The organism is Pontibacter coccineus (assembly GCF_030546575.1).
Lineage (GTDB): Bacteria > Bacteroidota > Bacteroidia > Cytophagales > Hymenobacteraceae > Pontibacter > Pontibacter coccineus.
In genome coordinates this window covers 89,785-104,100 of the sequence record NZ_JAUOTN010000006.1, presented here as the reverse complement: position 1 = coordinate 104,100, position 14,316 = coordinate 89,785, and the positions used below count along the sequence as shown (strand labels likewise).

The window sequence follows — 14,316 nt, the reverse complement described above, 5'->3', positions numbered from 1 at the left end:
TGAGATTACTATACGGGAGGATATGGCGGAGGTTTAGAAATATAAATTTAATTAGATAAAATATATATAGTAAGAATACTGAGCAGTCGAATATGTAATATTTGTGATATTTTTATTGTGAGCACCCTCCATTTAGTTGCGATACAATTCACCAAATGACGTTTATATGGACTTAAAACGTAATAAAGGCGCTCTTCCCGTAACGATTTTCAAAATAATTGGTAATCTTATGGGGGGTGATGCCAGCATAATACATCATACCTTTAGTGTAAGCGTACAATTAGCATAAAACAGAAGCACCCGTGGATAGACCAAAAGGAAAGCTCATAGCCATTGGCGGAAATGAAGACAAAGGCTCATACCCGAACCCAAAGCACAAAAAAAAATACTACCTCGATTTTTTTGAGTTGGGTATACTTAAGCGCTTTCTGAGTGAAATACCGGCCAGCAACCCTACCATAGAAGTGATTACGACGGCCTCGCTTATACCGGAGGAAGTAGGTGAGCGTTACGAGAGCGCTTTCGGGATCTTGGGTTGCGAGAACGCCAACATGATGCACATTCGGGAAGAAGAAGATGCGCTGAAACCGGAGTACTTGGAGCGCATCCGCAAAGCCGATGGGGTGATGTTCAGCGGTGGCGACCAGTCCCGGTTAACCCGCATTTTTGGTGGCACTGAGTTTTTAAAGATCGTGCAGGACAGGTATTGGCAAGAGAATTTTGTGGTAGCCGGAACCAGCGCGGGCGCCATGGCCATGTCAGAGATAATGATCAAAGGGGGCAGCTCCACGGAATCACTGCTGCGGGGTTCTGTCAAGATGGGCCAGGGCTTCGGCCTGATCAGCGGCGTGATCATCGACTCGCACTTCGTGATCCGGGGTCGGTTCGGCCGGCTGATGGAAGCGGTGGCGACTTATCCTAAAACCGTAGGTATCGGGCTGGGCGAAGATACGGGCGTTCTGATCACGGACGGGCACATGATCGAAACCATTGGCTCTAACCTGGTGGTGATCGTGGACGGGCACAGCGTAAGCTACACGAATATCAACCACATAGAGCCCGGGCGCCCGGTAGCCATTGCCGGTATGATGATGCATGTGCTGGCAAAGGGCAATGTGTTCAACATCAACTCCCGTTCCTTTTACAAGGGCATGGCGGATGTGGAGAAAAACGAATTGGCATCCGAGTCGCGCAGCTAATCTTTGTAGATCGCTACCCTGCCCTCCTGCCCACGGCTGCGGTAACCCCGGTACATTCCCTCAGAGTTAAATGGAAGGGCCAACTCTCCTGTGCCGTCCACAGCGATCAGGCCACCTTCTCCCCCAAACTTGACGAGCTTGTCCATCACCACTTCATCGCAGGCCTCCTGCAAGGTATAGCCTTTGTACTCCATCAGGCAGGACACATCGTAGGCCACCACCGCCCGGATAAAGTACTCCCCATGGCCTGTGCAGGAAATAGCGCAGGTTTTGTTATTGGCGTAGGTACCTGACCCAATTAAAGGGCTGTCGCCGATGCGGTTGTAATTCTTGTTGGTCATGCCGCCGGTGGAGGTAGCTGCTGCCAGGTCGCCGTTCGCATCGCGTGCGACGGCGCCTACCGTCCCGAATTTCCGTTCCTTGCTGTGGTCGAGCATAAAGGTATCTGTATCGCGTACATCGCGCCACTGGTTGTAGCGATGCTGGTTATAAAAGTATTCTTCGGGCTCAAAATCGATGTTGTATTTGCGGGCAAATTCTTCCGCGCCATAGCCACTCAGGAGCACATGGTCGGATTGCGCCAAAATGATGCGGCTGAGGCGCACCGGGTTGCGGATACTGCGAACGCCTGCCACTGCGCCGGCATTCAGCGTCTTGCCGCACATGATGGCTGCGTCCATCTCGTGCTTGCCTTCTTTCGTGAACACAGAGCCTCTTCCGGCATTGAACAATGGCGAGTCTTCGAGCAGCGCCACGGCCAATTCTACGGCATCCAGCGCGGAGCCTCCCTTTTCGAGCGCCAGGTAGCCCTGATTCAGGGCATGTGAGAGGGCTTGCTTGTAGGCTTTCTCAAGCTCAGGCGTCATAGAGGCGGGTGTGATCGTGCCGGCCCCTCCGTGTATGGCAATGGCTAGGTTTTGCATAGTAATAGGTACGTTATAGTAGGCTCGTACGCCTGCAGGGCCCCGGCTGTTTTGTTAGGCCACTATTAGACCGAAAATTTAAAAAAGCTGCCATTTTTCAGCCCCGCCGAAACCAAAGATTTTGTATATTTGTCCTTAGGTCAATCTATTCATTATAAAGTTTATTTTATGTCGTTTGATATTCAAGGAAAGCTGTACGAAGTGTTTGAGGAACAGCAGGTAAGTGAAAAGTTCAGAAAGCGTGAGTTTGTGCTGGAGATTCCGGACGGTTCGTTCACGCAGTACTGCAAGTTCCAACTGACGCAAGACAAGTGCAACCTGATCGACAACTACAAGCCGGGTGACGAAGTGAAAGTAACGTTCAACCTGACAGGCAAGCCTTTCACAAAGAACGGCCAGACCATGTACTTCACTAACCTGCAGGCATGGCGTGTTGAGGGTGCTTCCGCCTCTGGTGGTTTTAGCGCTCCTGCCGGTGCTCCCGCTCAGGAGTCAGCGGCTCCTTCTTTCTACAGCAGCGATGCAGACAACGATCTGCCATTCTAATACATATTGCGTATAAACAGAGCGAGCCCCGACAGGCTCGCTTTTTTTATGGCTTTATAGGTATAGCATTTAGCTGGCAGTTATAAGCAAAATCTGCTGCTACAGCTTGGTATCGTAGCACCAGGTATAGCGGCTATACCTAAACCCTTCTGACTATGGACGAAATACAGCGCCTGATCTGGCAGGGCGAAAACGATCAGGTGGATTTTAAGCAACGCGTCACGCAGCCCGACAAAATAGCCCGTACCCTGGTGTCGTTTGCCAACACCCGCGGAGGCACCATCCTGATCGGGGTGAAGGATGACGGCAAGGTAGTTGGTGTGGACCCGGAGGAAGAAAAGCATACCCTGGAACTGGCTGCCAGCTTTTATTGCGATCCTCCCCTTTTGCTCGGCTATGAAGAAGTTGAACTGGACGGCTATACCATCCTGAAAGTATCGGTTCCTGAAAGCACTGTGAAGCCCCACTTTGCCAAAGTGAAGGAAGATGACTGGCGGGGCTATGTGCGGGTAAAAGACACGAGCGTGCAGACCAGCAAAATGGTTGAGAAATCCTTACAGACGGAGGAGCCGGTTTTCGAACGCATCCCGCTGGACCGCCACGAGCGCGCCGTGCTGGATTACCTGGCGCTGTACCGGCGCGTCACCTTGCGACAGTATATGAAGATTGCGAACTTATCCGAACGGAGGGCTTACCGGATGCTGGTGAAGCTGGTGATACATGGGTATGTGCGCCTGCATGATAAGGAAAAGGAGGAGTATTATACCTTGAGTTAAAGGTAGGTATAATTAGCGGCAATGCATGGCGCGAGTCGCAGAACCCGAACTGGCTTCGGGACGTCCCCGCTCATATCTATTATGGTGTGGCCTCCGGCCCCGTTGTCAGGTATAGGTATAGCTGCACCAATGCTCCATACCGCAATTTTAGCGTCAGCGCAACTTGTGGTGGCACAAATGGGGCCAGTTTGCAACTAGCGTAGCTTCTGTTGCAGGTATGGCAAGCTTTATTGCTTTGTAGCTTCGCCTGTGCGGCGGGCACTCACTTTTTTCCTTGATGAAAAAAGTAAGCAAAAAAATCAAGACCCTCCAAACTCGCTGACCGCTCGAACAGTGGAGCGTCGAAAAGTGCACCGGGCTCCGTTGTTTGCTGCATAGTAAGCGTGCAAGTTAGCCTTGCTATTCCTGCCAGTGTTGTGTGCGAGTAATAGAAACTACAATGCTAATACCTACAAAGTAGTAGTGGCAAAAGCTCCCCTCCTTGGACAAGGAGGGGCAGGGGTGGTTGGACCCGGTACTGTAAATAAGAAGCTACAACGCTATACCTTTACATTAGAACAGCAACTGAGATTCCCCTCTTGAGAGGGGCAGGGGTCTGTTATAGCAACTGCCTGTCCTCCCTTCAACCAAGATCCTTTCAGGATGACAGACAGAGAAGGCAAAGTCCCCCTTTGAAGGGGGCAGGGGGATGTCAATCGTACCCGAGAATCCTGAAAATCCCTTAATCCTGAAAATCCTTGAGGTAGGGCCCCTATATAAAGATTCAGACAAATAACAACCTCTCTCCCATCACCACTTGCTCACCTCCAGCTTCATCTCATTCCCCTTTTCATAATACTCGGTATGGGTAAGCTGCCCGGCGCGGTTGTATACCTGCCAGGTGCCAAACCAGTAATAGTGGATCACGCGCTCAGTTTCGACCACCCTGGCCATTCCCTGCTTTTCGAGTTCGCCGTTGTCGTGAAAGAACTTGATCAGGAACTCCCTGGAGTGAGGCCTGTAATACTCGATCTTCCGGAGACTGCCATTGGGGTAATAGTAGCGCCACTTGCCCCGCTCCTGCCCGTGCCTGAATCGGCCGTTGCGCAACAGGGTGGTGTTGTCTGACAGGTATAGCTTCCAGCGTCCGTGGTGACGGCCTTCTTTGTCGAAACGATTAATTTTAAATGGCCACACCCCTTTTTTAGACTTCGGTTGTGACTGCAAGGCCAATGGAAGGGCGAGAAACAGTAGCAAAAAGAAGGTATAAGTGGTTTTCATACGCCTACTGAATATTATATGACTTCGCAAAAAGGTGCCCGCTGCTCTGGCAGAATGCTCAAACAAATATAAATTATTTTTTTAATATAACTAACTATTTAGTTATACCTGTTTTTTGTGTAATCGGTTATGAATCAGATATCTAAAAATCATAAAAATTTTGGCTTGCTAACAGGGCCTGTGCGAGTCAGAAAATTGCCTATTCTATAGATAGACTAAGCACTATGTATTTGCGTAAAACAGGTATGTCTCCCACTTTATTTCCTCCCTTATGCCCAAACAGACGAAGACAACCCAAGACAAAACCGAAAAAATTTCACGTACAGCCGGCAAGGTAAAAGAACTGGCGCCCAGCAATGGAATTGACCCGAAAGGCAAAAAGATATTTGTGCTCGACACATCGGTCATCCTCTACGACCACAGTGCGGTGCAGAACTTTCAGGAGCATGACGTAGCCATCCCGATCACGGTACTCGAGGAGCTCGACAACTTCAAGAAAGGCAATGACATCAAGAACTTCGAGGCCCGTGAATTTATTCGTTTCATCGACAAGCTTTCCTCAGAGCACATGCTGCAGGAGTGGATTCCGCTCAATGGCAAAACCAAAGGCAAGTTTAAGGTGATGATGAACGGGAGCACTAAACTGGACGCCACCAAAATTTTCGGCGACAAGAACGACCACCACATCCTGAACTCCGCTCTGCAGATGCAGCAGGATTTTCCCAAGAGCAAAGTCGTGCTGGTTACCAAGGACATTAACCTGCGGCTGAAAGCCCGGGCGCTCAACCTGATCTCAGAAGACTATGAAACCGGCAAGATTCAGGATGTGGCGGGCTTGTATACCGGCAGCGATACCCTCGAGGAAATTGACCCAGGCGTGATCAACGACCTGTACGAAAAAGGCAACTCCGAAAGCGGCAAAGTGATCAAGGAAACACCGCCCGACAACCACTTCTATGTACTGAAAAGCTTTAAGAGCTCCATCCTCTCCTACTACAATCCGGTTGAGGACCAGTTTGAGCGGGTGGACAAGCAGACGGCCTACGGTGTGAAGCCGCGCAATGCCGAGCAGACGTTCGCCATGCATGCCTTGTTAAATCCGCGCATCAAGCTGGTGAGCATACAGGGTGTGGCCGGTACGGGCAAGACGCTGCTGGCCCTGGCCAGTGCCCTGGAGCAACGCCGTGATTACAAGCAGATCTACCTGGCGCGTCCCATCGTGCCACTCAGCAACAAAGACATCGGCTACCTGCCCGGCGACATCAAATCGAAACTGAACCCTTATATGGAGCCGCTGTGGGACAACCTCAAGTACATCCAGAACCAGTATGCCGAGAACAGCAAGGAGTACCAGAAAATAAAGGATTTGGTGGAGCTGGAAAAACTGGTGATCACGCCACTGGCTTACATTAGGGGACGCAGCCTTTCAAACATCTATTTTATAGTGGATGAAGCGCAAAACCTGACGCCGCACGAGGTTAAGACCATTATCTCGCGGGCAGGAGAAAACACCAAGATCGTGTTCACAGGCGATATCTACCAGATCGACACACCCTACCTGGATTCGCAAAGTAACGGCCTCTCATACCTGATCGACCGGGCCCGCAACCACCCGCTCTACGCGCACATTACGCTGCAGAAGGGTGAACGGTCCGAGTTGGCAAACCTGGCAAACGAACTGCTTTAGCTATACCTGTATAAATGGCAAAAGGCCGCTGCTATACCTAGCTGCGGCCTTTTCTGTCTGCGATCTGCGCTTTACTTTCTGATTTATCAGTCGGGTCTAACAGTTCTTTGAGTGAAAGCAGGCTTTGCTCGGCTTCCGTTTCTGTTTTAATCTTTTTGAAGAATCCCCTATACCTGTTGTACAGATCATCAGCTACCCGCGATTTCTGATGCCACACCACGCGTGTTCCATCTTCCAGCGGCTCCAGGCTAAAAATGCCGATCGTCTCGAACTCCTCTCCTTTTGTCTGCTGCTTATAATACAGTTCGGATGGGGCTGTACTTTCCGTAAAGAGTATTTTCACAGTGCCTACTCTGTCGCCGTTCCATTCCTGGTGGGCGCCTTTACCAGACAGCGGGCCACCGTAAAGGCGAATCATGGTAGGGTCGTAATCCTTGTTCCAGGAATTCCACTCTTCCCACTTGGTCGGGTTGTTCAGGTATGGAAATACCTGCTCCGGCTTGGCGTTGATCACGAGAGAACGCCTGACCTCGTAGGAGTCAGGGAGGAGAAAGGAACCGAGAACAACTGCGGCCGAAGCTACCAGCAACGACACCAGCATGATGAGGGACGCTTTCATATACGATGCGACATGCCTGTAAGTGTATGGGATAATTTAGGGCTAAAAGTACACCAATTTAAAGGAGAAAAAACAAGATTGACAAGCAAGTGTGTAAGATTTTTTTTCTCATACCACGCCTCTCATTGTATACCTTGCCAGTGTTTATACCATTTAGCACCATGATGCCGTATAAGGGCCAAACAAAAGATAAAAATATGATTCAGGATCTTATCAATAAAGGATTAAAACTATCGCAGCATACTATTTTCAAGCGTTTTCTGGGCAAGGCCGGCGTTTTGATGTCGAAGCCTGTTAAGCTGGGCATGCTGCTGACTACGGCTTATGGCAAGTTAGTGGATGTGGAGAGCAACAAAAGTGGCTTCGATCAGGTGAAGGAAGTGATGCAGACATTCATCCGTCTGGCGAAGGCCTATATCAACGGCTCATACCGTGAAGTTTCCAGCAAGTCGCTGCTCGCCGGCGTGGCGGTGTTGCTATACCTGGTCACCCCCCTCGACATCATACCTGATTTTATACCTGTGATCGGCTTCCTCGACGACATCAGCCTGATGGCCTGGTTCATCGACTCGTTCCAGAAAGAGATCAGTAATTTCAAAGCCTGGGAGAGCAACAGGAATTTTGAGCCGACAATGGGAACGCTTTGATTAATGAATAATGATTAATCAGTAATGACGAATGAATAATGAGTAATGGCGATTAACGTTTTCATTGTCACTTAAGCGGAACAAGAGAAATCAAGAAATGCCCTTATTCAAATTCTTTTGGACAAGGGCATTTTCGTATTCATTTATACCTGTGCTTTACTTTTTGGAGTCCTACCATTATCAAGCAACATTCCATCTATTTCAGTTAGTGGAGATCATTAGTGATTTGTCATTAATCATTCGTCATCATTCATTATTCATTACTCATTCGTCATTATTAGCTAACTTGGGAGCTCAAAACCAACTCTTATAAAAACCATGATCAGTAAGCGCATTATAGCATTTTTTGCTGCAGCCTGTCTGAGCCTGGGTATAAGCACGGCCAAGCCTGATGAAGGTATGTGGCTGCCTATGCTCCTCAAGCAGCTCAACGAAGCAGAAATGCAGAAAAAGGGCATGAAGCTCTCTGCCGAAGACATTTACAGCATCAACCAGTCGAGCCTCAAGGACGCCATCGTGTCGTTTGGTGGTTTTTGTACCGGCGAAATGATCTCTTCAGAAGGACTTCTGCTGACCAACCACCATTGCGGCTACGGCCAGATCCAAAGCCACAGCTCCGTGGAGAAAGACTACCTGACCGAAGGATTCTGGGCTATGAACCGTGAGCAGGAGCTTCCGAACCCGGGCCTGTTTGCCACCTTTATCGTCCGCATGGAAGATGTGACACAGCAGATTCTGGCAGGTATACAGGCTAACGTAACAGAAGCTGAACGCGAGAAAATGGTGCAAAAGAATATCGCGAAGGTACGCGAGCAAGCCATTGCCGGCACGCACTATGACGCGATTATCCGCCCGTTCTTCTATGGCAATGAGTACTACATGTATGTGACCGAGACCTTCCGTGACATCCGTCTGGTAGGCGCTCCCCCATCATCCATCGGTAAATTTGGTGGCGACACCGACAACTGGATGTGGCCGCGCCATACCGGCGACTTTGCCATGTTCCGTATCTATGCCGACGAGAATAATAATCCGGCTGAGTACTCCCCGAACAACAAGCCTTACAAGCCGAAGCACCATTTGCCAATTTCACTGAGCGGTGTGCAGGAGAATGACTTTACGATGGTGTTCGGCTTCCCTGGCCGTACGTACGAGTACCTGACCTCGCATGCCATTGAGGAGATCTACGAAACCTCCAATCCGCACAAGATCAAGATCCGTGACACCAAACTTGCTGTACTGGACAAGGACATGAAGGCTTCGGATGCCGTGCGCATTCAGTATGCAGCCAAGCACGCTAGCGTGGCCAACGCCTGGAAAAAGTGGATCGGTGAGAGCCGTGGTTTGCGCAAAGCCAATACCATAGAACGCAAACAGGAGCTCGAGAAGCAGTTTACCGCCTGGGCCAATGCCGATGCCAGCCGCAAACAAACATATGGCAACCTGATCAATGAATTCGCGCAGAACTACAAGCAGCTGGAGGGCATCACAATCGCCCGCGACTACATCATGGAAGCTGCCTGGGGTGTGGAACTGGTTCGCTATGCCAACGACTTCATTAAGCTGCATGAGTTGATTGAGGCCAAAGCACCGCAGCAGGAAATCAATGCGCAGCTCGACCGATTGGAGAAAGGCGTGGCGGGTTACTTTAAGAACTACAACGCCCCGACTGACAAGAAGGTGTTTGCCGCTCTGCTGAGCATGTACTACGAAAACCTGGATCCGAAACTGCATCCTTCTGCCTTCGCGATGGTGCGTCAAAAGTACAAAGGTGACTTCAGCAAGTATGCCGACGAGGTATACAGCAAGTCGCTTTTCACTTCCGAAGCCGGCGTGCGCAAAGCAATTGCCGACATCAAAGCGGGCAAAACCAACCCACTCAAAAATGATCCGGGCTTCCAACTGGCCAGCAGCATCAACGATTATTACCGCACCAACGTGCTGCCAACCTATACTAAGGTAAACGACAACCTGAACCTGCTGTACAGAACCTACATGACTGGTTTGCGTGCCATGCAGCAGGACCGTAAGTTCTATCCGGATGCTAACTCTACCCTGCGTGTAGCCTATGGCAAGGTAGAGCCTTACGAGCCGGTAGACGGCGTGAAGTACAAGTATTTCACTACTCTGGAAGGCATCATTGAAAAAGCGGCTTCCGGAGCGGCTGAAGATTACGCTATACCTGCCCGTCTGCAGGAGCTGTACGACAAAAAGGACTACGGTCCGTATGGCGTGAACGGTCAGCTGCCAGTTGCCTTTATTGCATCGAACCATACCACGGGCGGCAATTCCGGCTCACCGGTGATCAATGCCAATGGACAGCTGATCGGTACGAACTTCGACCGTAACTGGGAAGGTACCATGAGTGACCTCACTTACAACCCGGACCAGGTGCGTAACATTTCAGTGGATGTACGCTACATGCTTTTCATTGTAGACAAGTTTGCCGGAGCCGGTCACCTGGTGAAAGAGATGACGCTGGTGAATGACAACACGTCTGGTTTGCCACAGGTAGATGCCCGCCGCAAAGCGGAAAAGCCGGCAGATGCGCCGCAACTTTCTAAAAGAGAGCAGCGCAAAGCCGCGAAAGCCGCTAAAAAAGCAGCCAGGAAGAAAGAAAAGGAAGCTGCCGAGTTAGTCAACTAAGCACTAAGTATCCCCTATTTCAGAAAGCCCCGACTGGTTATCAGTTGGGGCTTTTTGTTTGTGCTATACCTGAACAAAGGTTGCCCTATACCATACTTTGCTTTATATATGACTGCCTGTTCCCGATCAGCAACTTCCCATCGGGCAGCAACAAGTTACAATGGCTGAAAAATCGATTGCCCCCTAGGGGATGGCGCCTGCTGTATACCTGAGCCCGGATGCAGACATACTCGAACTGAGCATTCGGCAAATGCGCCAATTACAGCAAACGGAGAAAACGCACTCTTCAATCAAGGTATAGACGCTACAGTTTTATCTTTTTAAAGGAAGGCACATACTGCCTACTGCTAATTCGAACAGGCACTCAAAAGTGATAAGCATTCGATTATTTGCAAACTAGTCTCTTCAATTCCGTACAAAAACCCATCAGTGTAAGGAAATACTTGAAACAGCAGGGTGAGCACTTTAACTACAGCAAATATGATCTACATCGTGATGGGAGTTACAGGAAGTGGCAAAACCACGGTCGGACTGAAACTGGCTGACAGGCTCCGGCTCCCTTTTTATGATGCGGATGACTACCACCCCCAACAAAGCATTGACAAGATGCGCCAGGGCATACCCCTGCACGACAGCGATCGCGCTCCCTGGCTGGCGCAGCTGGCTAGTCTGATTCCTGATTGGGAAGCGAATGGAGGTGCCGTGCTGGCCTGCTCAGCCTTGAAGGAAGAATATCGCAAGACCCTGCAGACCGTCCCCGACATCAGCTGGATCTACCTCGATGGCTCCCGCCACACCATCCTGAAACGGCTACAGGCACGGCATGCCCACTTCATGCCACCTGCTATGCTGGAGTCACAGCTGCAGGCACTGGAGAAGCCGGCCTATGGTATACACGTCGATGTTTCCTTAAGTCCTGAACAGATCGTACAGGAAGTAATCTCAAAACTAGAGCATATGAACCCTCATTCAGAATTTGGTGTGATCGGACTAGGTGTGATGGGCAGAAGCCTGGCCCTGAACCTGGCGGGCCATGGCGTGCGTGTCGCGATGTATAACCGGCACGTGCCGGGTAAGGAAGAAGGTATAGCCGGACATGTTATTGCAGAAAACCCCACCTTCACCAATATAAAAGGCTATGATCAGCTCGAAGAGTTTGTGCAGTCCCTGGAGAAGCCGCGCAAAGTACTGCTGATGATCTATGCAGGCGCCATCGACGCGCAGCTGGATGCGCTTATCCAGCTGCTGGAGCCCGGTGATGTGGTGATAGACGGCGGCAACTCTTACTATAAAGACACAGAAAGGCGTACTGCGCTGCTCTCTAGCAAGGGACTGCACTTTGTGGGTACCGGCATTTCGGGTGGAGAGGAAGGTGCCCGCAAGGGGCCGTCTATCATGCCTGGGGGGCCACGTGAAGGATATGAACAGGTAGCTAAATACCTGGAACTGATCGCAGCTCGGGACAGCAAGGGAAAACCTTGCACCACTTACATCGGACCTGACGGAGCCGGTCACTTCGTGAAGATGGTGCATAACGGCATCGAGTACGCTGAGATGCAGGCACTGGCAGAAGCTTATTCGCTCTTACGCTATATGTTAGGTATAGCACCCGCCGACATTGTCGTCATTTTTACGGAATGGCAGCAGAGCGGATTAGGAAGCTATCTGCTGGAGATCACCATTGACATTCTGCAAAAGAAGGAGGAGGACGAGTTGCTACTCGACAAGATACTGGATCAGGCAGAGCAGAAAGGCACCGGGGGTTGGTCTGCCGCCGTAGCTTTGGAGTACGGCATACCTTACGACACCCTCTCAGCCGCCGTCATGGCCCGGGCGCTCTCTGCTATGAAAGCAGAACGGGTTAAAGCGGCAGCGCTCTACCAGAAACAAAACCCCAATGTCACGATTGATGAAAAAAGCTTTGTTAACAGTCTGAAGCAAGCGTATCAGGTAACCCGCATTATCAATCACGAAATCGGTTTTAGCTTAATGCGTGAAGTATCAGCACAGTTGAACTGGGAACTTAACTTCAGTGAGATTGCCCGCATCTGGACCAACGGCTGTATCATTCGCTCTGAGCTGATGGAAGAGCTGGCAGAAATCTACCAACAGGAGCAGCGCCTGCTGCTGGCCCCTCCTATCGTCAACCGGATCCGCAACGCAAGACAAGGCTTCGCCTCGGTGGTGGCATTAGGATTGCAGTATGGCATACCGCTGCCAGTGCTCTCCGCCGCTCTTAATTACTACTTAGGATATAGTACCGCCGATTCGGCGGCTAACCTGATACAGGCGCAGCGGGACTATTTCGGGGCACATACCTACCAGCGCAATGACAAACCCGGCGGCACATATTTTCATACCCAATGGAAGTAAACCGGGGAAGCCCTTGCTTTAAATTGATGTTATAACATATTCATGATTTTATATATCGAAGTGATATAAGTCACTTCTGCCACTGACCAGCGTCATTAGAATAGAGGAGTTTGAGGTGTTCTTTTGTAACTATAAAGACACTCTAACAGCAACTCTTATGAAACGGTCACATTTACCAAAAGCAATACGGCTGACCATGGTGGGCATTTTCTGCCTCGGCATGGCCTCTTCCTGTGGCACCAAGACCACAAACGCCGAGATCCTAAGTTCCCTCAACGAAACGGCCGCTCCCGCTGAGTTGTCCGTGATCGAAGCGGAACTGACAGATGCCCCCCTTGTGCCAGCCCCGATCACCCGCAAGCACCCCGCTAAAGTGGTGGTGCGCCTGGAGGTGACCGAAGTAGTGAAGAAACTGGCTGACGGCGTAGACTATACCTTCTGGACCTTCGGTGGTTCGGTGCCTGGCAAGTTCATCCGCGTGCGTCAGAACGACGAGGTGGAGTTTCACCTGATGAACCACCCGGACAGCAAGAACCCGCACAACATTGACCTGCATGCCGTAACCGGCCCGGGCGGTGGCGCGGCCGCTACCTTCACAGCCCCTGGTCAGGAAACAGTATTCAATTTCAAAGCGATCAACCCTGGACTGTATGTGTACCACTGCGCTACAGCACCGGTAGGTATGCACATCGCCAACGGTATGTATGGCCTGATCATGGTGGAGCCTGAAGAAGGTATGGAGCCGGTTGACAAGGAGTACTACGTAATGCAGGGCGACTTCTATACCAAGGGTGCCTTCGGAGCCCCTGGCCTGCAGCCTTTCGATATGGAGAAAGCCCTGGATGAAAGACCCTCTTACGTGGTGTTTAACGGCTCTGTAGGTTCTATGACAGGCGACAATGCCATCACTGCCAAAGTAGGTGACAAAGTACGTCTCTTCGTAGGTAACGGCGGTCCAAACCTGGTGTCCAGTTTCCACGTGATCGGTGAGATCTTCGATAAAGTACACCCTGAAGGCGGTTCTAACGCTAACACAAACATCCAAACCACGCTTGTACCTGCCGGCGGTTCTGCCATCACCGAGTTTAAAGTTGATGTGCCTGGCAACTATGTGCTGGTTGACCACTCCATCTTCAGAACCTTCAACAAAGGTGCACTGGGTATGCTGAAAGTAGAAGGACCGGACAACCTGGCCATCTTCTCAGGACAAACTGAGCAAAAGATTTACCTGCCAGAAGGCTCTACCGTGCAGGAAATGCCGAAGTCTAACACACCGAAAGCCGCCTTTGCCTCAAACAAGGACATGCGGTTGGAGCTAGGCAAAACCCTGTACGCTCAGAACTGCCAGGCCTGTCACCAGGCAGAAGGCCAGGGCATCAAAGGCGCCTTCCCTCCGCTTGCCAAGTCTGACTACCTGAATGCTGATATTGACCGCTCCATCGGGGTAGTCGCACACGGTCTGGAAGGCCAGATCAAAGTGAACGGTGAGGTATACAACAGCACCATGCCGAAGCTGAAGCTGACAGAAGAGGAGATCGCCAACGTGATGACCTATGTGGTAAACAGCTGGGGCAACAAAGGTGGTGAGATCACACCGGAGCAGGTGAAGAAAGCCAAAGCCAAGTACAAGCACTAATCAT

At 50.6% G+C, this 14,316-nt stretch carries 11 protein-coding genes; 8 read left to right on the top strand and 3 right to left on the bottom strand.

The features are described 5' to 3' along the window. The first annotated feature begins 302 nt into the window (after positions 1-302). Positions 303-1,199, top strand: a complete 897-nt coding sequence (locus Q4E40_RS14780) for a cyanophycinase (RefSeq protein ID WP_303413244.1) — start codon at positions 303-305, stop codon at positions 1,197-1,199. Here the strand turns inward: Q4E40_RS14780 and Q4E40_RS14775 are convergent. After that, on the bottom strand, positions 1,196-2,122 hold the full coding sequence (locus tag Q4E40_RS14775) for an isoaspartyl peptidase/L-asparaginase family protein (protein WP_303413243.1): 927 nt from the start codon (positions 2,120-2,122) through the stop codon (positions 1,196-1,198). The genes Q4E40_RS14780 and Q4E40_RS14775 overlap by 4 nt on opposite strands. A gap of 168 nt (positions 2,123-2,290) precedes the next feature. Between Q4E40_RS14775 and Q4E40_RS14770 the strand changes: the two genes are divergently transcribed. Together Q4E40_RS14770 and Q4E40_RS14765 are read left to right on the top strand one after the other, a co-directional pair. Then, complete coding sequence (locus tag Q4E40_RS14770) at positions 2,291-2,668, top strand: DUF3127 domain-containing protein (protein WP_303413242.1); 378 nt, start codon at positions 2,291-2,293, stop codon at positions 2,666-2,668. A gap of 155 nt (positions 2,669-2,823) precedes the next feature. After that, entirely contained in the window at positions 2,824-3,444 is a 621-nt protein-coding gene (locus tag Q4E40_RS14765) for an AlbA family DNA-binding domain-containing protein (RefSeq protein WP_303413241.1), read from the top strand. Between the two features lie 789 nt (positions 3,445-4,233). Here Q4E40_RS14765 and Q4E40_RS14760 read toward each other — a convergent pair. Further along, entirely contained in the window at positions 4,234-4,704 is a 471-nt protein-coding gene (locus Q4E40_RS14760) for a toxin-antitoxin system YwqK family antitoxin (protein WP_303413239.1), read from the bottom strand. A 271-nt stretch (positions 4,705-4,975) separates the two neighbouring features. Between Q4E40_RS14760 and Q4E40_RS14755 the strand changes: the two genes are divergently transcribed. Continuing rightward, on the top strand, positions 4,976-6,391 hold the full coding sequence (locus Q4E40_RS14755; protein WP_303413238.1) for a PhoH family protein: 1,416 nt from the start codon (positions 4,976-4,978) through the stop codon (positions 6,389-6,391). Positions 6,392-6,428: 37 nt separating this feature from the next. Here the strand turns inward: Q4E40_RS14755 and Q4E40_RS14750 are convergent, their stop codons facing one another. Continuing rightward, positions 6,429-7,010: an SRPBCC family protein gene (locus tag Q4E40_RS14750; protein ID WP_303413236.1), complete on the bottom strand. Its 582-nt coding sequence runs from the start codon at positions 7,008-7,010 to the stop codon at positions 6,429-6,431. Between the two features lie 197 nt (positions 7,011-7,207). Between Q4E40_RS14750 and Q4E40_RS20450 the strand changes: the two genes are divergently transcribed. From Q4E40_RS20450 to nirK, 4 genes are all read left to right on the top strand, one after another. Next, positions 7,208-7,657, top strand: a complete 450-nt coding sequence (locus tag Q4E40_RS20450; protein WP_425475177.1) for a YkvA family protein — start codon at positions 7,208-7,210, stop codon at positions 7,655-7,657. Positions 7,658-7,975: 318 nt separating this feature from the next. Beyond that, on the top strand, positions 7,976-10,303 hold the full coding sequence (locus Q4E40_RS14740) for a S46 family peptidase (RefSeq protein WP_303413235.1): 2,328 nt from the start codon (positions 7,976-7,978) through the stop codon (positions 10,301-10,303). A 480-nt stretch (positions 10,304-10,783) separates the two neighbouring features. Continuing rightward, positions 10,784-12,676 (top strand): NADP-dependent phosphogluconate dehydrogenase, encoded by a 1,893-nt coding sequence (gndA, locus tag Q4E40_RS14735; protein WP_303413234.1) that lies wholly within the window; start codon positions 10,784-10,786, stop codon positions 12,674-12,676. Positions 12,677-12,833: 157 nt separating this feature from the next. After that, the gene (gene nirK, locus Q4E40_RS14730; RefSeq protein ID WP_303413233.1) at positions 12,834-14,312 is read left to right on the top strand and encodes a copper-containing nitrite reductase; all 1,479 of its coding nucleotides are present in this window, start codon (positions 12,834-12,836) and stop codon (positions 14,310-14,312) included. Positions 14,313-14,316 lie beyond the last annotated feature (4 nt).